Annotated in this window: 18 protein-coding genes; 11 read left to right on the top strand and 7 right to left on the bottom strand. The window is 66.3% G+C overall.

The annotated features are described in order from the left end of the window. The 7 genes from HNS34_RS08610 to ftsH all read left to right on the top strand — a co-directional run bounded on the left by HNS34_RS08610 (position 1) and on the right by ftsH (position 7,268). Positions 1-1,131 (top strand): hypothetical protein, encoded by a 1,131-nt coding sequence (locus HNS34_RS08610; protein WP_172319650.1) that lies wholly within the window; start codon positions 1-3, stop codon positions 1,129-1,131. Beyond that, a complete protein-coding gene (locus tag HNS34_RS08615; RefSeq protein WP_172319651.1) occupies positions 1,128-1,319 on the top strand; it encodes a hypothetical protein in 192 nt (63 codons plus the stop codon). Before HNS34_RS08610 ends, HNS34_RS08615 begins: the two co-directional genes overlap by 4 nt. Then, positions 1,316-2,641: a Tol-Pal system beta propeller repeat protein TolB gene (tolB, locus tag HNS34_RS08620; RefSeq protein ID WP_172319652.1), complete on the top strand. Its 1,326-nt coding sequence runs from the start codon at positions 1,316-1,318 to the stop codon at positions 2,639-2,641. The genes HNS34_RS08615 and tolB overlap by 4 nt, the downstream gene beginning before the upstream one ends. A gap of 81 nt (positions 2,642-2,722) precedes the next feature. Beyond that, positions 2,723-3,214, top strand: a complete 492-nt coding sequence (gene pal, locus HNS34_RS08625) for a peptidoglycan-associated lipoprotein Pal (RefSeq protein ID WP_172319653.1) — start codon at positions 2,723-2,725, stop codon at positions 3,212-3,214. Between the two features lie 5 nt (positions 3,215-3,219). Then, positions 3,220-4,035, top strand: coding sequence for a tol-pal system protein YbgF (gene ybgF, locus HNS34_RS08630; RefSeq protein ID WP_172319654.1), 816 nt, complete (start codon positions 3,220-3,222; stop codon positions 4,033-4,035). Then, a complete protein-coding gene (gene tilS, locus HNS34_RS08635; protein ID WP_172319655.1) occupies positions 4,032-5,264 on the top strand; it encodes a tRNA lysidine(34) synthetase TilS in 1,233 nt (410 codons plus the stop codon). Before ybgF ends, tilS begins: the two co-directional genes overlap by 4 nt. 84 nt (positions 5,265-5,348) lie before the next feature. Continuing rightward, on the top strand, positions 5,349-7,268 hold the full coding sequence (gene ftsH, locus HNS34_RS08640) for an ATP-dependent zinc metalloprotease FtsH (protein ID WP_172319656.1): 1,920 nt from the start codon (positions 5,349-5,351) through the stop codon (positions 7,266-7,268). A gap of 78 nt (positions 7,269-7,346) precedes the next feature. Here ftsH and HNS34_RS08645 read toward each other — a convergent pair whose 3' ends face one another. Then, entirely contained in the window at positions 7,347-7,625 is a 279-nt protein-coding gene (locus HNS34_RS08645) for a sll1863 family stress response protein (protein ID WP_172319657.1), read from the bottom strand. 129 nt (positions 7,626-7,754) lie between these two features. Here HNS34_RS08645 and HNS34_RS20985 point away from each other — a divergent pair, with 129 nt between their 5' ends. From HNS34_RS20985 to HNS34_RS08665, 4 genes are all read left to right on the top strand, one after another. Beyond that, positions 7,755-8,756, top strand: coding sequence for an MOSC domain-containing protein (locus HNS34_RS20985; RefSeq protein WP_328700497.1), 1,002 nt, complete (start codon positions 7,755-7,757; stop codon positions 8,754-8,756). Next, entirely contained in the window at positions 8,644-10,320 is a 1,677-nt protein-coding gene (locus HNS34_RS08655) for a formate--tetrahydrofolate ligase (protein ID WP_172319658.1), read from the top strand. The genes HNS34_RS20985 and HNS34_RS08655 overlap by 113 nt, the downstream gene beginning before the upstream one ends. Before the next feature lie 79 nt (positions 10,321-10,399). Beyond that, positions 10,400-11,299 carry a bifunctional methylenetetrahydrofolate dehydrogenase/methenyltetrahydrofolate cyclohydrolase FolD gene (gene folD / locus HNS34_RS08660; protein ID WP_172319659.1) on the top strand — a complete coding sequence of 300 codons (900 nt, stop codon included), beginning with the start codon at positions 10,400-10,402 and terminating at the stop codon, positions 11,297-11,299. 246 nt (positions 11,300-11,545) lie between these two features. Continuing rightward, a complete protein-coding gene (locus HNS34_RS08665) occupies positions 11,546-12,190 on the top strand; it encodes a CDGSH iron-sulfur domain-containing protein (protein ID WP_172319660.1) in 645 nt (214 codons plus the stop codon). Here the strand turns inward: HNS34_RS08665 and HNS34_RS08670 are convergent, their stop codons facing one another. From HNS34_RS08670 to HNS34_RS08695, 6 genes are all read right to left on the bottom strand, one after another. After that, positions 12,191-12,607, bottom strand: a complete 417-nt coding sequence (locus HNS34_RS08670; RefSeq protein ID WP_172319661.1) for a PaaI family thioesterase — start codon at positions 12,605-12,607, stop codon at positions 12,191-12,193. 4 nt (positions 12,608-12,611) lie between these two features. Further along, positions 12,612-13,307, bottom strand: a complete 696-nt coding sequence (gene pdeM, locus HNS34_RS08675) for a ligase-associated DNA damage response endonuclease PdeM (protein WP_172319662.1) — start codon at positions 13,305-13,307, stop codon at positions 12,612-12,614. A gap of 28 nt (positions 13,308-13,335) precedes the next feature. Beyond that, the gene (locus tag HNS34_RS08680) at positions 13,336-15,741 is read right to left on the bottom strand and encodes a ligase-associated DNA damage response DEXH box helicase (protein WP_172319663.1); all 2,406 of its coding nucleotides are present in this window, start codon (positions 15,739-15,741) and stop codon (positions 13,336-13,338) included. A 105-nt stretch (positions 15,742-15,846) separates the two neighbouring features. Then, a complete protein-coding gene (locus HNS34_RS08685) occupies positions 15,847-17,163 on the bottom strand; it encodes a DUF8689 domain-containing protein (protein ID WP_407925855.1) in 1,317 nt (438 codons plus the stop codon). A 55-nt stretch (positions 17,164-17,218) separates the two neighbouring features. Beyond that, positions 17,219-17,722 carry a prepilin peptidase gene (locus HNS34_RS08690; RefSeq protein WP_172319664.1) on the bottom strand — a complete coding sequence of 168 codons (504 nt, stop codon included), beginning with the start codon at positions 17,720-17,722 and terminating at the stop codon, positions 17,219-17,221. Positions 17,723-17,728: 6 nt separating this feature from the next. Next, positions 17,729-18,580, bottom strand: a complete 852-nt coding sequence (locus HNS34_RS08695; protein WP_172319665.1) for a tetratricopeptide repeat protein — start codon at positions 18,578-18,580, stop codon at positions 17,729-17,731. Positions 18,581-18,590 lie beyond the last annotated feature (10 nt).

The raw sequence follows: 18,590 nt of genomic DNA on the forward strand, positions 1-18,590 counted from the left end.
ATGGAGATGCGGCGCGCGCTTTACGCATCCGGCGGGATTCACCTGGCCGTGCTGCTCTGGGCGGTCCTTGGCGGCAACCTGCTTTGGGACCGGGAAGAGCCCGAGTTCCAGGTCACCGGCGTGACGCTGCTCAGCACCTCCGAGTTCGACGCGATGTTCGAACAGGCTCCGGCCCCCACCGTGTCGGACGCGCCGACACCGCCCTCGGTCGAGGCCCCGACCGAAACGCCTGTCGCCCCCACGCCCGAGGCCCCCGCGCCGGAAACCGCCGTGCCCGACGCCACGCCGCCGCCGCCCACCGAAACCGAACCGGATGTCACCGCGCTGGCGCCGCCGCCACAGGCCGATGTGACCGATGAGGTCGGCGCCCTGCCGAGCCCGCCCGCGCAGGACGAAACAGCACCGCCGAGCGAGACCCCCGCACCGAGCGAGGCCCCGCGCGTGGCCCCCACCCCCGCGCCAGCACCGCCGCCCGAGGCCGACATCGCGCCCGAGATCGTGACGCAGCCCGAGCCGTCCGAGACGCCCGCGCCGCTGCCGGAAGTGGCGGAAACAGCGCCCGAGGAAGCCACGAGCGAGATCGTGACCGAGGCCGAAACGCCCGCCGCCAGCCTGGCCCCTGTGGCCTCGACCCGGCCCGCCGCGAGGCCCGACCGCGTTGTGGCTGCTGCCGAACCGGCGCCTGAGGTGCAGGTGCCGGACACGGCCGACGAGCCGGAGACCGAGGAGCCTTCCGACGCGATGGCCGACGCGATTGCGGCCGCCGTGGCCGAAGCCGCGACCTCTGCCCCCGCCACGCCCTCCGGCCCGCCGCTCAGCGCGGGCGCGCGCGAGGGCCTGCGCCTGGCGGTGCAGGAGTGCTGGAATATCGGATCCCTCTCGACCGAGGCGCAGCGCGTGACGGTGACGATCTCGGTGCAGATGTCGCAAAGCGGCGTGCCCGAGACCAATTCGGTGCGGATGATCGACAATACCGGCGGCTCCGAGACCGCGATCCGTCAGGCCTTCGAGGCCGCGCGACGGGCGGTCCTGCGCTGTGGCACATCGGGCTATGACCTGCCGGTCGAAAGCTATGACCATTGGCGCGAGATCGAGATCACCTTCAACCCCGAAGAGATGAGGTTGAGATGAGCGAGACCAAGCGGCCCATGACCAAGAAGAGTGGCGGTTCGGTCACGCCCCTCGGGCAAGCCTTTGATGCCGACCGATGTGCTGTGTCAGGCCTGGGCCAGTCCGGCTATGATTTCCCGATTGAACCTTTTTGGTTGTTGCGCCGTTTTGACATGACGCCATTTTCCCCGGAGAAGAGGTTGAGATGACCCGATTCCTGACCATTGCCTTCCTGGCCCTCGCCAGCCTCGCCGCGCCCGCTGTGGCGCAGGACACTCCCGGCCCGCTGAGGATCGAGATCACCGAGGGCGTCATCGAGCCGTTGCCGTTTGCCCTGCCGCAATTCATCGCCGGACCCGGCGCCGAGGACCAGGCCGCCGACATCACCCGTGTGATCGCCGCCGACCTCTCGGGCACCGGCCTCTTCCGCGAGATCCCGCGCGATGCGCATATCTCGCCGATCACCAGTTTCGACAGCCCGGTACAATATGCCGATTGGCAGGCGATCAACGCGCAGGCGCTGATCACCGGCTCGGTCACCATCGAGGGCGGGCAGCTGGTGGTGCGGTTCCGCCTGTTCGACGTGTTCTCGAACGAGCCGCTCGGAGCCGGTCTGCAATTCGTGGGCTCGCCCGACAGCTGGCGCCGCATGGCCCATAACGTGGCCGACAATGTCTATGAGCGTATCACCGGCGAGAGCGGCTATTTCGACAGCCGCGTCGCCTTCGTGCATGAGGAAGGGCCGAAGAATGCCCGCCTCAAGCGGATCGCGATCATGGATTACGATGGCGCGAATGTGCAGTATCTGACCGACAGCCGGTCGCTGGTGCTGGCTCCGCGCTTCGCGCCCGATGGGCAGACGCTGCTCTTTACAAGCTACGAAAGCGGCTCGCCCCGGCTCTACACGCTGGACCTGGCCACTGTCAGCCGCCGACCGCTTTCCGACCATCTCAACGGCACGATGAGCTTTGCGCCACGTTTTTCGCCCGACGGCGACCGCATCGTGTTCTCGCTGGAGCAGGGCGGCAATACCGACATCTACCTGATGGATGTGGCGACCGGCATGCAGACGCAGCTGACCGAGGCGCCGTCGATCGAGACCGCGCCGAGCTTTTCGCCCGATGGCACCCAGATCGTCTTTGAAAGCGACCGCTCGGGCAGCCAGCAGATCTACATCATGCCCGCCACGGGCGGCGAGGCGCGCCGGATCAGCCAGGGCGAGGGGCGCTATGGTACGCCGGTCTGGTCGCCGCGCGGCGATCTCATCGCGTTCACCAACCAGCAGAGCGGGCGATTCCATATCGGCGTGATGCGCACGGATGGCTCCGAGGAACGGCTGCTGACCTCCTCCTTCCTGGATGAAGGACCGACCTGGGCCCCGAATGGTCGCGTGATCATGTTCACCCGTGAAACCGCCGGGACCGATGGCGCGCCCGCGATCTATTCCGTCGACATCTCGGGGCGCAATTTGCAAAGGGTGGCGACGCCCGGCATGGCCTCCGATCCCGCGTGGTCGCCGCTCAATAACTGACTCTTTCACGCCGCCCATGTTCAGGGCGGCGAAGACATGGTAATTTGCCGCAAAAGGGCAAGAAACAAGGATACCGCAGGTATGAAACTCCTCCTCAAACTGACATTGCTCGTCGCAGTCCTGGGCCTTGGGGCCTGTGCCAACAACCGCTATCTGGGCGACACCACGATCAATCCGAACGCCGCAGGCGCGGCGGGCGACCCGAACTCTGTGGCCTATTTCAACCAGACCGTGGGCGACCGTGTGCTGTTCCTGGTCGATCAATCCAGCCTTACGCCGACCGCCGAGGCCACGCTGGACGACCAGGCCGATTGGTTGCTGCGCAACATGGAATACACCGCGCTTATCGAGGGCCATGCCGACGAACAGGGCACCCGTGAATACAACCTCGCGCTTGGCGCACGCCGCGCGGCCTCGGTCCAGGCCTACCTGATCAGCCGTGGCGTCTCGGCCTCGCGCCTGAACACGATCAGCTATGGCAAGGAACGTCCGATCGAGATCTGTTCGAATGAAAGCTGCTATGCCCAGAACCGCCGCGCCGTGACGGTGCTGTCGGCTGGCCTGGGGAGCTGACGGTCATGTGGCGCGCGGCTCTTGTCTCACTGGCCCTGCTGGTGCCCGGCGCGGCCCATGCGCAGCAGGAAACGCTGGCCGATATTCGGCAGGAACTGTCGGTGCTCTATGTCGAGTTGCAGCGCCTGCGCGGTGAGCTGAACACGACCGGCGCACCGTCGGGTTCGGGCGGCGGCGGGTCGGTCCTGTCGCGGGTCGATGCCATCGAGGCCGAGCTGCGCCGCCTGACCAGCGCCACAGAAGAGCTGGAGCTGCGCATCGACAGGGTGGTCTCGGACGGCACCACCCGTGTCGGCGACCTGGAGTTTCGCCTCTGCGAATTGGAGAGCGATTGCGACATCTCCACACTGGACGAGACCTCGACCCTTGGCGGCGGCGATTCGGCGGGGCTGGCCCCTGCGCCCGCCCCGACCACCACGTCCCCCGGCACCAGCATGGCAGCGGCCGAGCAGAGCGACTTCGACCGCGCCATGGCCGCCTATGAAGAAGGCGATTTCGACAGCGCCGCGACACAGTTCGAAGCCTATACCGAGACCTATCCCGGCGGCGCATTGTCCGCCGAGGCGCATTTCTGGCGCGGCGAGGCCGAAGCCGCGCAAGGGGCGTGGAACCGGGCCGCGCGCGCCTATCTGGCCAGTTTCAGCGGCTCGCCCGAGGCCCCGCGCGCGCCGGAAAGCCTCTACCGGCTAGGCACCAGTTTGCAGGAGCTTGGCCAGTCGGACGAAGCCTGCCTGACCCTGGGCGAGGTCGAACGGCGCTATCCCGATTCTCCGAGTGTCCTGGACGCCCGTGCCGCGATGACGCGTTTCGGCTGCAATTGACCCTGACGGACAGGTTTGCCGAGGCGATGGCCCGCGTGCTGGATGGTGCGCGGCCGGATCGCCTCTGCGTTGCCGTCTCGGGGGGTAGCGATTCGCTGGCCCTCTTGGCGCTGACCTGTGATTGGGCCGGACGCGGCACCGCCGTGGAGGCTGTCACCGTCGACCACGGGCTGCGAGAAGGCAGCGCCGAGGAGGCCGCGCAGGTGGCCAGGGAGGCGCAGCGCCTGGGGGCCGATCACACGCTCTTGCACTGGCAGGGATGGGACGGGACCGGCAACCTGCAGGCCGAGGCGCGGCAGGCCCGCCGCCGCCTGATCGCGGAACATTGCAAGGCGGAAGGCATCGACGCGGTTCTTCTGGGTCATACGCAGGACGATCAGGCCGAGACGCTGCTGATGCGGCTGGCGCGGGGCTCGGGCGTCGACGGGCTGGCGGCGATGCGCCAAGGGCGCATGGGCCGGGATCTGTTCCTGCGCCCCCTGCTGGCCGAGACCCGTGCCGACCTGCAAGCCTACCTGACGGCGCGCGGCATGACCTGGGCCAGCGACCCCAGCAATGACGATCCGCGCTTTGACCGGGTGCGGGTGCGGCGCGCGATCGACGCGCTAGGCCTCGATCCGGCGCGCCTGGCCGAGACCGCGCGCGCCATGGACCGGGCACGCGAGGCGCTGGAGCGCCGGGCCGAAGATGTGGCGACCCGGATTGCGACCGAACAGGCCGGCATCATCGCCTTTGACATTCAGGGACTGGCCGGGACCGAGGCCGAGACCCGTCTACGCCTCGTCGCCCACGCGTTTAAATGCCTCTCCGGCGCGCCCTATCGCCCCCGCCTGACAGCCCTCGAACACACGCTGGCCGCCGCATTGGCGGGTAAGGCGGGCACGCTGCATGGCTGCCAGCTGATGCCGTATCGCGAAACCCTGCTGATCTGCCGGGAATACAGCGCGGTCGCGGGTCTTGAGGTCGCCGCCGACGGCACCGCCTGGTGGGACAACCGCTGGCGCATCCAGGCGCCCGATCACCCCGCCGCCACCATCCGCGCGCTCGGCGATTCCGGTACCGCGCAACTGCCGCGCCCCGAGGGCCTGCCGCAGGCCGCGCTGGCCGCTTTGCCGGGCGTCTGGCAGGGCGATAACCTGCTGGCCGTCCCGCAATTCCATCACCCCGAGCGGATCGCGGCCACGCCTGCCCCATGGGCGAGTTTCCACCGGACCATTTTATCGCATTGAAACCCCGGCGCGCATCCCTATTTTAAGCCCGTGGGACCGTGGCACCGCTGCGCGCCCCCGACCGCCATGTAGAGGAGATCACTTTTGGGCAACGCTAGAAACATCGCTTTCTGGGTCATTCTGTTTTTGTTGATCCTCGCGCTCTTCAATCTCTTCAGTGGCAACCAGTCCGAAATGACCGCGCGCTCGGTCGCCTATTCCGATTTCATTTCCCAGGTCGAGGGTGGCGGCGTGACCTCTGTCGTGCTGGATGGCGAGACCATTCAATTCACGACCGGACAGGGCACGTTCGAAACCGTGCGCCCCTCCGAGGTTGATGTGACCCCGGTGCTTCTGGAAAACGACGTGCGCATCCAGGCCCGCCCGCAGGAGCAGTCGGGCTTCATGGCCGGCCTCGTGATGTGGCTGCCGGTGCTGGTGCTGATCGGCGTCTGGATCTTCTTCATGAACCGGATGCAGGGCGGCGGACGTGGCGGCGCGATGGGGTTCGGCAAGTCCAAGGCAAAACTCCTGACCGAGAAATCCGGTCGCGTGACCTTCGACGATGTGGCGGGCATCGACGAGGCCAAGGAGGAGCTTGAGGAGATCGTCGAATTCCTGCGCAACCCGCAGAAATTCAGCCGCCTTGGCGGCAAGATCCCGAAAGGCGCGCTGCTGGTCGGCCCTCCGGGCACCGGTAAGACGCTGCTGGCGCGTGCCATCGCAGGCGAGGCCGGGGTGCCCTTCTTCACCATCTCGGGCTCCGATTTCGTCGAGATGTTCGTGGGCGTCGGCGCCAGCCGTGTGCGCGACATGTTCGAGCAGGCCAAGAAGAACGCCCCCTGCATCGTCTTCATCGACGAGATCGACGCCGTGGGCCGGTCCCGTGGCGTGGGCTATGGCGGCGGCAACGACGAACGCGAACAGACGTTGAACCAGTTGCTGGTCGAGATGGACGGGTTCGAGGCCAATGAGGGCATCATCATCGTCGCGGCCACCAACCGTCCCGACGTGCTGGACCCCGCGCTGCTGCGCCCCGGCCGTTTCGACCGCCAGGTGCAGGTGCCCAACCCCGACATCAAGGGGCGTGAGAAGATCCTGGGCGTTCATGCCCGCAAGGTGCCGCTCGGACCGGATGTCGACCTGCGCATCATCGCGCGCGGCACGCCGGGGTTCTCGGGCGCGGACCTTGCCAACCTCGTCAACGAAAGCGCCCTGATGGCGGCGCGTGTCGGACGGCGCTTCGTGGTGATGGAAGATTTCGAGAACGCCAAGGACAAGGTGATGATGGGGGCGGAACGCCGATCCATGGTCATGACCGAGGACGAGAAGAAGCTGACCGCCTATCACGAGGCGGGCCATGCCATCGTCGGCCTCAACGTTCCGGAACACGACCCGATTCACAAGGCCACGATCATCCCGCGCGGGCGCGCGCTCGGCCTTGTCCTGTCGCTGCCGGAACGCGACCAGTTGTCTGTGACGCTGCGCAAGTACAAGTCCAAGATCGCCATGGCGATGGGGGGGCGCGTGGCCGAGGAACTGATCTTCGGGCCCGAACATGTCACCTCGGGCGCGGCCTCGGATATCCAGCAGGTCTCGAAGATCGCGCGCGCCATGGTCACGCAATTCGGCTTCGCGGAGGAGCTTGGCTATGTCGATTACGCCAATGAACAGCAGTCCCACCTGGGGCCCTATGGCGGCGGCACGTCGCATTCGGCAGACACGCAGAAGGTGATCGACGACAAGGTCAAGCAGTTGATCGACGAGGGGTATCAGACCGCCAAGCGCATCCTGACCGAAAAATCCGACGATCTGGAGCGGCTGGCGCAGGGCCTCCTGGAATACGAGACCCTGACCGGCAACGAGATCACCCGCGTGATCGCCGGTGAGCCGCTCAACCGGGGCGAGGATGACGACGACGCCGATACCGGCGGCACCCCGTCCATCACGGCCATTCCGAAGACCAAGACCAAGGCGTCTTCCTCGGATGAGGATGGCGGGATGGAGCCGGAACCCTCGACCTGATCGCCCCTGCTGCAGGATAGACGAAAGGCCCCGGACAAGAAAATCCGGGGCCTTTTTGCGTGTGGACGCAGGCGCGGGTTACTCGAACCGCTTGCGGGCGGATTCCATGGATTTCTCCATTTCCTTCCATGCCTTGTCGACACCCGCCTGCATGTCTTTCATCGCGGCGCTGTTGGCGTTGGCCATGGTCTCCAGCTGCTTCTCGGCCTCCTTGCGCTGTGCGTTCAGGGCCTCCAACTGGGTCTTCATATGCTCCTGCCCGCTCTCCATGGCCTGTTTCTGCAGCTTCTGCATCTCGCTTTGCCATTTCTCCATCTGGGCCTTGGCCTGATTGAAAAAGTCCTTCTGATCCGACATGTCCATTAGCCTCCGTTTGGGGTTGCGCCCGATGCTAGCACGATTTCCGGGGGGCAGGTCAAATTTGGTCGCCTCTTCGCGGGTCTGCTGCTATCCGGGGGGCCGACCCCGCATACGAGGACTTGGGACATGCCCGCGCTTTTGCCCACACAGTATTATGGCACGATCATCTGGCTAGGCATCGTCGAGGATCGCGACGCCGCGCTGCCCTCCGCCCGCCGCGACCGGATGGAATTGCGCCTTTCCGGCCCCGAGGGTGAGGCGCATGGCGGGCTGACGCGCCCCTCTTGCAGCCGGGTGACGGCGCAATACCCGCGCGGGACCGAAATCCGCAACACCCGGCAGCTGTCCATCGTCAGCGCCGAGGATCTGGCGCGGATTGCGCGGAATATGGGGGTGGAGGGGCTGGATCCGCATCTGATCGGGGCCAGCATGGTGATCGAGGGCATCCCCGATTTCACGCATATCCCGCCGGCATCCCGTCTACAGGGCGAGGGCGGCGCGACATTGGTTGTGGATATGGAAAACCGGCCCTGTCATCTGCCCGCGAAGCCGATTGACGCGGAGGGGCCGGGGCGGGGCCGTGCCTTCAAACAGGCGGCGCAAGGTCTGCGCGGCATCACCGCCTGGGTCGAGCGCGAGGGGGTGCTGGCCATCGGCGAGCGCATCCGTCTGCATGTGCCGGACCAGCCGCGTGGCCGCATCTCGCGGCGGCGCGGCGGGGCGCTTAGGCGCCGATCAGGACCAGGGCCGCGAGGCCGAGGCCAATGCCGAAACCGAAACCTGCATGGATCAAAAGGATCGGGGTGCTCATCTGGTTTACTCCTGCTTGAATGCATCGTCGTTACCAGTAAGACGCGCAGGCCCGCCAAAAGGTTCACAAAAAAACGTCTTCGTGATCGGGACGCCGGTTTTGGCGGATGCAAGACGGAATTGGTCGCAATCGCTCAGCTTGCCGCCCGGTCAGGTTGCTATAGGCTGCGCATGAACAACGCCGCTTCCAACAGGAGCCTGCCCAATGGCCTTCAAGACCGACATCGAAATAGCCCGCGAGGCCAAGAAACGCCCGATCCAGGAGATCGGAGAGAAACTTGGCATTTCCAGCGACCACCTGCTGCCCTATGGCCATGACAAGGCAAAGGTCAGCCAGGAGTTCATCAACTCGGTCCAGGACCGCAAGAACGGCAAGCTGATCCTGGTGACGGCGATCAACCCGACGCCCGCGGGCGAGGGCAAGACGACCACCACGGTGGGTCTTGGCGACGGCCTCAACGCCATCGGAAAAAAGGCCGCGGTCTGTATCCGCGAGGCCTCACTGGGCCCGAATTTCGGGATGAAGGGCGGGGCCGCCGGGGGCGGCTATGCGCAAGTGGTGCCGATGGAGGAGATGAACCTGCATTTCACCGGCGATTTCCACGCCATCACCAGCGCCCATAACCTGCTGTCGGCGATGATCGACAACCACATCTACTGGGGCAATGAGCTGGAGATCGACGAGCGCCGCGTGACCTGGCGCCGGGTGCTGGACATGAACGACCGCGCGCTGCGCGACACCGTGACCTCGCTTGGCGGCGTCTCCAACGGGTTCCCGCGCCAGACCGGGTTCGACATCACCGTCGCCTCCGAGGTCATGGCGATCCTGTGCCTGGCCCGCGACCTGGCCGACCTGACCGAACGCCTGGGCCGGATGATCGTGGCCTACCGCCGCGACCGCAGCCCGATCTATGCGCGCGACATCAAGGCCGATGGCGCGATGACCGTGCTGCTCAAGGACGCGATGCAGCCCAACATCGTGCAGACGCTGGAAAACAACCCCGCCTTCGTGCATGGCGGCCCCTTCGCCAATATCGCGCATGGCTGCAACAGCGTCATCGCCACCACCACGGCCCTGAAACTGGCCGATTACGTGGTGACCGAGGCGGGCTTCGGCGCCGACCTGGGGGCCGAGAAATTCATGAACATCAAATGCCGCAAGGCAGGGCTGGCCCCCGATTGCGTGGTGCTGGTCGCCACCGTGCGCGCGATGAAGATGAATGGCGGTGTGGCCAAGGCCGACCTGGGACAGGAAAACGTCGATGCCGTCAAGGAAGGCTGCGCCAACCTGGGCCGTCATATCGGCAACCTGAAAAGCTTTGGCGTGCCGGTCGTCGTGGCGATCAACCATTTCGTCACCGACACCGATGCCGAGGTGCAGGCGGTCAAGGATTACGTGAAGACGCAGGGTTCCGAGGCGATCCTGAGCCGCCATTGGGAGCTTGGCAGCGAAGGCTCCGCCGAGCTTGCCACCCGCGTCGCCGAGATCGCCGATAGCGGTGTCAGCCAGTTCGCGCCGCTCTACAAGGACGAGCTGAGCCTCTTCGAGAAGATCGAGACCGTGGCCAAGCGCATCTACCGCGCCGATGAGGTGCTGGCCGATGCCAAGATCCGCAACCAGCTGAAGGAATGGGAAGAGGCCGGGTATGGCAACCTGCCGGTCTGCATGGCCAAGACGCAATACAGCTTCACCACCGATCCGAACCGGCGCGGCGCGCCCACGGGCCATTCGGTGCCGGTGCGCGAGGTGCGGCTGTCGGCGGGCGCGGGCTTTGTCGTGGTGATCTGCGGCGAGATCATGACCATGCCGGGCCTGCCGCGCACCCCTGCCGCCGAAAGCATCCGCATCAATGACGCGGGCGTGGTCGAGGGGTTGTTCTGAAAAACAAGGGGAGAGGGCGTGCAACCGGCGCGCCCTTTCTCTAGAAGCGTGACCAGTTCGACCGAGGGAGACAGACCAGATGACGGCCAAGATCATTGACGGCAAGGAATTCGCGGAACGGGTGCGGATGCAGGTGGGCGCCCATGTTGCGCGGCTCAAGGACGATCACGGGCTGACGCCGGGCCTGGCCGTGGTGCTGGTAGGCGAAGACCCGGCAAGCGAGGTCTATGTCCGCTCGAAAGGCAAGATGACGGTCGAGGTCGGCATGGAGAGCTTCGAGCACAAGCTGCCCGCCGACACCTCCGAGGCCGACCTGCTGGCGCTGATCGACCGGCTGAACAACGACCCGGCGGTGCATGGCATCCTGGTGCAACTGCCGCTGCCGGATCACCTTGACAGCGACCTGGTGATCAACGCGATCAACCCGGCCAAGGATGTGGACGGGTTCCATATCTCGAATGTCGGCCTTCTGGGCACCGGGCAGAAAAGCATGGTGCCCTGCACCCCGCTCGGCTGCCTGATGATGCTGCGCGATCATCACGGCTCGCTGTCGGGGATGAATGCGGTCGTTGTCGGTCGGTCCAACATCGTCGGCAAGCCGATGGCGCAGCTTCTGCTCGGCGACAGCTGCACCGTGACCATCGCCCATAGCCGGACCAAGGATCTGGGCGAGGTTTGCCGCGGGGCAGATATTCTTGTCGCCGCCGTGGGCCGGCCCGAGATGATCCCCGGCGATTGGGTGCGCCCCGGTGCCACCGTGATCGACGTGGGCATAAACCGCATCCCCCATCCCGAGAAAGAGGGCAAGACCAGGCTGGTCGGCGACGTCGATTTCGCCAGCGCCAAGGAGGTCGCGGGCGCGATCACGCCGGTGCCGGGCGGCGTCGGGCCGATGACGATCGCGTGCCTGCTGGCCAACACCGTGACCGCGTGCTGCCGGGCGAACGGGCTGGAAGAGCCCGAGGGCCTGACGGCCTGAGTGGGGGGCGCACGGGCCTCAGGCCCCCTGCAGGAGCCCTCGTCCGCGCGCATTGCCATGGACCCGTGGCGGGTCGCGGGGGCAGAGTCGCGGAGGTTCGGGGTCTCTTGCAGGCGTTGCGAGGGGTTTTACCCCTCGCGCTCCCCAAAGTATTTCGACCAAGATGAAGGCAGAACCGGGCCTATTGGTGACCCGGGGCGCGGGCGGCTATGCTCGATCCCAGTGCAGCCACGCCAGGAGGATCCCATGGCCAAGCCCCGCAGCTATTCCGGGACGGATATCGACATCAGCTTCGACATGTCCCGCTGTATCCATTCGCGCAATTGCTTTCTGTCCTTGCCACAGGTCTTCGACCCCGCGCGCATGCCCTGGGTCGATCCGGATGCCGTCCCGGCAGAGGAGGTGGCGGCAATGATCCGGACCTGCCCTTCCGGCGCGTTGCAGTTCGCCCGCAAGGACGGGGGCGCTGAGGAGCGTCCCGCAGGCATCAACCGGGTGCGGATCCAGGAGAACGGGCCGCTGGAACTGACGGGCGATCTGCGCCTGAACGGCGAGAGCCATACCCGGCTGACGCTTTGCCGCTGCGGCGCGTCGAAGAACAAGCCGTTTTGCGACAGCGCGCATAAAGAGGCCGGGTTCGCCGCGACAGGCATGCCGCCTGCATCCGACAAGGACAGCGGCGGGAACGAGATCGGGGCGGTGCTGGAGATCAGGCCGGTGCCGAACGGGCCGCTTGGCCTGGTCGGCCCGATGGAAGTGACGGATGCGACCGGCGGGCGGATCGCGCGGGGCGAGAAGCTTTTCTTCTGCCGTTGCGGGCAGTCCGCCAACAAGCCTTTTTGCGATGGCAGCCACAAAGCGGGCGGGTTCAGCGCCCCCGCGGAGGAGTGATCAGCCTGATTTCGGAATCACCGGCACCATCGTGCCTTGCAGGATCGCGACGGGTTTGCGGGTGCCGTCGGCGGTCTCGGTCTCGACCGTGGCGCGCACCACGACCAGCTTGCGGCCCGGTTTCACGACCTCGCCCGTCGCGATCAGCCGGACCCCGTCGGCGGGGGCCAGCAGGTTGATCTTCATCTCGGCGGTCAGCACCTCGGCCCCCTCGGGCATAAGCGTCAGGGCCGAGTAGCCCGCGGCACTGTCGCCAAGCGCGAAGGTCATGCCTGCATGGGCGAAACCGTGCTGCTGGCTGGCCGCAGGGGTGATGGGCGCGGTGATCACGACGCGGCCTTCGGCGATCGCGGAGAGTTCCGCGCCGAGCGTCTGCATCAGGCCCTGTCTGGCAAAGCTGTCCTTGATCCGGTCCATGTCCTCAGGATGCCCGCACCGAGGCGGGCGCACAAGTCCGGCGCGGCATCGGCACCGCGAGGGGCGGATCGGCCAGCATCAGGGCGCGGGCCTCGGGGGCCATGAGATCGGTGAGCACCGCGCTGTCGCTGTAGAGCCCGCCGGTATAGGTGCCATAGGCGGGCAGGATCAGGCGGGCGTCATCGACGAGGAAACAGGCGCGCGTCAGGGTCCGGCCCTTGAGCGCAAGCCGCGCCTTCGGGTGGTAATGGCCGGACACTTCGCCCCTGGCATCCGGGCTGGCGATATGGCGGAAGGTGAGGGGGGCGACTTGCAGATCATGCAGATGCGAGCCGCCAAGATCGACCGGTCCGGCATCGTGATTGCCCTCGATCCAGATCCAGCGCCGTCCGGCCATCAGCGCCGCGATCTCGGCCTTGGCTGCGTCCTCCAGCGCGCGCATGGCCCCCAGGTCGTCGAAGCTGTCGCCAAGGCAGATGACGGTCTGTGGCCTCACCGCGTCGATGTCGCGGGCCAGTCGGGCGAGCGTCTCCCGCGCCTCGTAGGGCGGCAGGATCGGGCCGCCGCGCCGGGCCATCCGCTCGGATTTTCCAAGATGCAGGTCCGAGACGCAGAGCAGGTCCCGCGCGGGCCAGAACAGCGCGCCGGAGGCCAGGGCCAGCAGGTCCGCGCCCGCAAGACTGAAGGAAAGCCCGTTCATGATTTGTTCAATCGCACGGGGCGCCGCGCTATTCAAGCCCCGCCGCCGCCATCAGCGCGTGCCGTTCGCGGTCTATCAGCGTCTCTTCGGCCCGTCCCGCGACGGGCACCCGGCCAGCCTCAAGAAACAGGGGGGCGGCGAGGGGTGAAACGCGGGTGAGCACGACATGGTCGATGCGGCCCCCGATCCGGTCCAGCATCGCCTCGATGCGGCTGAAATCGACCAGCCCGCGCATCGCCTCGTCCCGCGTGACCTGCATCATCAGGTGGTCGGGATCGTATTTGCGCAGCGTGTCATAGAGGATGTCGGTGGAAAATGTCGCCTGCCGCCCCGATTTGCGCCTGCCGGGGCTGTTGCGGTCGATGAGCCCCGCGACCAGCGCCGCCGTCTTGAAGGTGCGTTTCATCACCGCGTTGCCCGCCAGCCAGCCCTCGAGCGCGTCTTTCAGGTTGTCGCGGGCAAAGAGCGGGGCGGGGTCGGTCACGGGATCGAGCCCCCAGATCAGCGTGGCGTAATCGGTGGCGACGAAGCCGAGCGGGTTCAGACCGGCCGCCTCCATCCGCTGCGTCAGGAGAAGCCCGAGCGTCTGTTGCGCATTGCGGCCCGCGAAGCCGTAGGCGGTCAGGTGATGCAGCCCGTCATGCGGAAACGTCTCGACCAGCAGCCGCTTGCGTTCGGGCAGGCGCGAGACCTGGCGTTGCAGGGCCAGCCACTCGGCCGTGTGGGTGGGCAGGTTGGGCCAGCTCTCTTGCTGGAACATCGCGAGGATACGGTCGGAAAGCTGGGTGGAGGTGGCGAACTTGGTGCCCGAGAAGACCGCGACGCGGGGTTTGCGGCCGGCGTTCTTCGTCACTTCCACGACCATCTCGCGCAAGCCTTCGTAGCGCACGATGCGGCCCCCGATCAGAAAGGTGTCGCCTTGTGTCAGGGTGGCGGCAAAGCCTTCCTCGACCTCGCCAAGCGCAGCCCCGCCGCGGGCGTGTCTGAGCCGCACCTTCAGTTTCTCGCTATCGGTAATGGTGCCGATATTCATCCGGATGCGGGATGCGGCGCGCGGGTCGCGCAACTGCCAGAGGCCGTCCGGGCGCTGGACCAGCCGTTGCCACTGATCATAGGCGCGCAGGGCATAGCCGCCGGTTGCCGTGAAATCCAGGCAGCGGTCGAATGTGGCGCGGGGCAGGGCGGCATAGGCCCCCACGGTGATGATTTCTGCGAAGAGGTCATCGGCGTCGAACGGCCCCGCGGCAGCGCGGATCAAGACGTGCTGGCAGAGAACGTCCAGCGGACCGGGGCCGCGCGCCTCGCCGTCTAGGTCGCGGGCGCGCACGGCCTCCAGCGCCGCGACGCATTCGACGACCTCGAAGCGGTTGGCGGGCACCAGCAGCGCCTTGGAGGGGGCGTTGTAGCGGTGGTTGGCGCGCCCGATACGCTGCACCAGGCGCTTGACGTTCTTGGGCGCGCCGACTTGGATGACCAGATCGACATCACCCCAGTCGATGCCCAGATCGAGCGAGCCGGTGCAGACGATCGCGCGCAACTTGCCCGCGACCATCGCGGCCTCGACCTTTTCGCGTTGCTCGCGGGCCAGCGCGCCGTGATGGATGCCGACGGGCAGGGCCTCGTCATTCGCAAGCCACAGGTTGTGAAAGAAGATCTCGGCCTGCGCGCGGGTGTTGTGGAAGATGAGCGTGGTCTTGTGCTGGCGGATCTGGTCCAGCACGGCAGGGATCGCATAGGCGCCACCCCCGCCGGACCAGGGCGGTTTCTCCCGCGTTTGCAGCATCGAGATGTCGGGATCCGGGCCGGGATCGGCCATCAGGATGGCGCAGGGGTCGGGGTGGCGGGCGAGGAGGTTGGCCAGCGCGGGAGGATCCTCGACCGTGGCCGACAGCCCGACACGGCGCAGGCCGGGGGCGAGGGTCTCCAGCCGCGAGAGGGCGAGGAAGAGCTGATCGCCGCGCTTGCTTTCGGCCAGCGCATGGATTTCATCGACGATCACCCGCTTGAGGCCCTTGAAGGTGCGCGCTGCATCCTCGTAGGAGGTCAGCAGGGCGAGGCTTTCGGGCGTCGTCAGCAGGATATGCGGCGGGTCGGCGCGCTGGCGTTTGCGCTGCGTCTGGCTGGTGTCGCCGGTGCGGTCCTCGATGCGGATGGGCAGGCCGATCTCCTCGACCGGGCGGCGCAGGTTGCGCTTGATGTCGGCCGCGAGCGCCTTGAGCGGCGAGATGTAAAGCGTGTGCAGCCCGTCATGACTGCCATCGGCCAGCTCGGCCAGCGTGGGCAGGAACCCGGCCATGGTCTTGCCGCCACCCGTGGGTGCGATCAGCATCAGGGCGGGCTCGCCCGCGCGGGCGAGCATGGCGCGCTGATGCGGATGCAGGTGCCAGCCCTGATCGGTGAACCAGGCTTCGATGGTGGCGGGGAGGGGCGTCATGCCCCAAGGGATACGCCAGAGCCGGGGCGCGGGGAAGGCGCATGATGCGCCTTTGCGCGCGGTCGACCACGCGGCGGTCTTTTCCGTCGACGGAAAAGGCGCGCGTCAGTGGGCGATGGTTTCCTGGGTCACATACATGTTCTGCCAGGCGCGATCGAGAAGGTCGGGCCGCATCTGGTAGGGGATGCCCTCGAACTCGCAAATGGCGATCAGCTGATCCATCAGGAACGGCGCGTGATAGTTGGCATAGAGGTTGTCGATCGTCGGGTATTTCTTCTTCAGAAGGTGCAGCAGCGACGCCTCGTCCAGCGGCACTTTCTTCTTGCGCGCGACCATGGCGAAGATCTTGAGGAATTCCTCCTGCGTGGGGCCGTCCACCTTGACCTTGAAAAAGATCCGGCGCAGCGCCGCACCGTCGAAGAGGTCATTGGGGTGGAAGTTGGTCGAGAACACCACCAGCGTGTCGAAGGGCACCTCGAACTTTTCACCCGATTGCAGCGTCAGGATGTCATATCCGACCTCCATCGGGACGATCCAGCGGTTGATCAGGGCCTGCGGCGGCTCCTCCTGGCGGCCAAGGTCGTCGACGATGAAGACGCCGCCCGAGGATTTCAGTTGCAGCGAGGCCTGGTAGGTGCGCGAGGTCTTGTTGTAGTTGAGGTCCAGCATCGACAGGGTCAATTCGCCGCCCGTCATCACCGTGGGCCGCTGGCACATCAGGTAGCGCGTGTCGAAGCGTTCCGAACGGCGGCGCAGCGCGCTGGTTTCGGTCTCGTCCACGGCGACGGGGCTGTGCACGATGGGGTCGAAGACCGTGATCACCTGACCGGCATAGGAAATCGCGCGCGGCACGTAGATCGTGTCGCCAAGGGCCGCACGGATACCTTCCGCGATGGAGGATTTGCCGTTGCCGGGAGGGCCGTACATCAGGACCGAGCGGCCCGAACTGACGGCTGGCCCAAGCTGGTCGATCATGCCCTTGGGCAGGATCAGGTGGCCCATGCTGGCCTCAAGCGCGGCTCGCGTGATCAGCACGTTCTTGACCGACTGGCGCTTGACCTGTTCCTTGTAGGCCTCCAGCGGGATCGGCATCGCGCCGTAATACTCGGACTGGGCGAGCGCATCGAGCGCGCGCGCCTTGCCCGCATCGGTGAGCTGAAACCCCATCTCGGAGCTTGAGGTCGCGTGCATCGTGCCCATGGCCTGCAACAGGCCCATTTCCCGCAGCCCGTCGATCAGCGCCTGTGTCAGTGGCATCGGCAGGCAGATCGCCTCGGCAATCTGGCTGGCCTGTTCGACATTCTTGCGAAAGACCGTCTTGAGCAGGATATCCCGCATCATCACGGGTTGGAGGCCGGTATCCTCCAGCCGCCGCAGCTTGGGCGGCGCGAAGGAGGCAGTGTCATTTGCGTGCATGTTCATGGGCGACGGACCTTCTGCTTCACACCAGCAATTTCACACCAGAATTGCGAATTAATTAAGGCGCGGTGACAATCCCGAGGGCCAGGTAAACCACCAGCGCACCGGCCAGCGCCACGCCCATGGGGAAAAGCTTGCCGCGATCCCAGGAGACCCAACCGGGTGTCGCGCGGCGGACCGCCGGCACGGCCTTGGCCCCGCGATGGGTGATCCACGATCCGATCAGCACGGCGGCGAAGAGGGTCAGGAACATCAGGTAATCACCCGGTGCGATGAAGGGCGCCATGGCGGCAGCGAACTTGGAATCGCCCGCGCCGACCAGGCCGAGCGAGGTCAGCAGGAACCCCGCCAGCAGCACGATCGCCAGTTGCAGCAGGCGCATGTAATAGACTTCGAAGGGCAGCGCGATGAGACCCACGGCCAGGAAGACACCGGCCAGCGCCAGCACGCTGACATTGGGGATGCGCATCTCGCGCAGGTCGGACCAGGCGACCCAGATGCAGATCGGCAGGACGAAGGGCAGGAACCAGAGGGCCTCAGCGGCGGTCAGGGCGAGGGTCATGGGCGGTCATCCTTGGCTATCGAGCGAGCGCAGCGCGGTGACGGCTGCCTCGAAATGCTGCGGGTGGGTGTCGATGGCATCCTGCAACAGGCCACGACCGATATCGATATCGCCGCGACGCACGGCGGCCAGCGCCATGGTGTGCAGCAGCTGCGCCCGTTCCACCTGCGTCACCTGCACCAGCGGCAGGGTGTACTGCCCGCGCGCGGCACGGGCCAGCACAAGGTTGTTCTTGGCGTGGAACAGGTCGGGGTCATAGGTCAGCGCCTCGGTGAAGAGGCGTTCGGCCCCTTCGTGATCGCCGCGCGTCAGCATCGAATAGCCCCAGTTGTTGAGCACGCCCGCGGGCTGCATCGTCAGCCCCACGGCGGTTTCATAAAAACTGTCGGCGCGGTCCCATTCCTGGTCGCTGTCGGCGACCATCGCCTCCAGCCGGTAGCGTTCATAGGTCTCGAAGGTGGGCGGCACCAGGTCCAGCTGCTCTTCCGCCCCGCCCCAGTCATTGGTGCGGATCAGCGCATCGGCATAATCGACCCGGTCCTGGTCGGTGACCTCGTCGCTTGCCACCACGCGGGCCCAGGCGGCGGCCCCTTCGGTGTGCATTCGGGCGCGAATGAGGCTGGTGGCCAGACCGCGTTGCAGGTCGATCCGGTCGGGGTTTTCGGCGGCGGCACTGCGGAAATAGGTCACCGCCTCGGCCGGGTCCGCCGCCGACAACATGATGTCGTTGAGGTTGTTTTCGTCGATGACATTGAGATCCCCGATCGCGCGGTCCACATCCGCGGAACCCGATTGTTCGCAGCCTGCAAGCGCAAGCGCGACAGAGATCACTGCCGTGATTTTGATATATGGGCGCATTATCGGCCTC

The organism is Alterinioella nitratireducens, from assembly GCF_013155465.1.
In the GTDB taxonomy this organism is placed as follows: domain Bacteria; phylum Pseudomonadota; class Alphaproteobacteria; order Rhodobacterales; family Rhodobacteraceae; genus Alterinioella; species Alterinioella nitratireducens.

Bases quoted from the DNA above. Each gene is read 5' to 3' on its own strand.
- HNS34_RS08610 (WP_172319650.1), top strand. From the start codon at position 1: ATGGAGATGCGGCGCGCGCTTTACGCATCCGGCGGGATTCACCTGGCC.
- HNS34_RS08615 (WP_172319651.1), top strand. From the start codon at position 1,128: ATGAGCGAGACCAAGCGGCCCATGACCAAGAAGAGTGGCGGTTCGGTC.
- tolB (WP_172319652.1), top strand. From the start codon at position 1,316: ATGACCCGATTCCTGACCATTGCCTTCCTGGCCCTCGCCAGCCTCGCC.
- pal (WP_172319653.1), top strand. From the start codon at position 2,723: ATGAAACTCCTCCTCAAACTGACATTGCTCGTCGCAGTCCTGGGCCTT.
- ybgF (WP_172319654.1), top strand. From the start codon at position 3,220: ATGTGGCGCGCGGCTCTTGTCTCACTGGCCCTGCTGGTGCCCGGCGCG.
- HNS34_RS08645 (WP_172319657.1), bottom strand. From the start codon at position 7,625: ATGTCGGATCAGAAGGACTTTTTCAATCAGGCCAAGGCCCAGATGGAG.
- HNS34_RS20985 (WP_328700497.1), top strand. From the start codon at position 7,755: ATGCCCGCGCTTTTGCCCACACAGTATTATGGCACGATCATCTGGCTA.
- HNS34_RS08655 (WP_172319658.1), top strand. From the start codon at position 8,644: ATGGCCTTCAAGACCGACATCGAAATAGCCCGCGAGGCCAAGAAACGC.
- folD (WP_172319659.1), top strand. From the start codon at position 10,400: ATGACGGCCAAGATCATTGACGGCAAGGAATTCGCGGAACGGGTGCGG.
- HNS34_RS08665 (WP_172319660.1), top strand. From the start codon at position 11,546: ATGGCCAAGCCCCGCAGCTATTCCGGGACGGATATCGACATCAGCTTC.
- HNS34_RS08670 (WP_172319661.1), bottom strand. From the start codon at position 12,607: ATGGACCGGATCAAGGACAGCTTTGCCAGACAGGGCCTGATGCAGACG.
- pdeM (WP_172319662.1), bottom strand. From the start codon at position 13,307: ATGAACGGGCTTTCCTTCAGTCTTGCGGGCGCGGACCTGCTGGCCCTG.
- HNS34_RS08680 (WP_172319663.1), bottom strand. From the start codon at position 15,741: ATGACGCCCCTCCCCGCCACCATCGAAGCCTGGTTCACCGATCAGGGC.
- HNS34_RS08685 (WP_407925855.1), bottom strand. From the start codon at position 17,163: ATGAACATGCACGCAAATGACACTGCCTCCTTCGCGCCGCCCAAGCTG.
- HNS34_RS08690 (WP_172319664.1), bottom strand. From the start codon at position 17,722: ATGACCCTCGCCCTGACCGCCGCTGAGGCCCTCTGGTTCCTGCCCTTC.
- HNS34_RS08695 (WP_172319665.1), bottom strand. From the start codon at position 18,580: ATGCGCCCATATATCAAAATCACGGCAGTGATCTCTGTCGCGCTTGCG.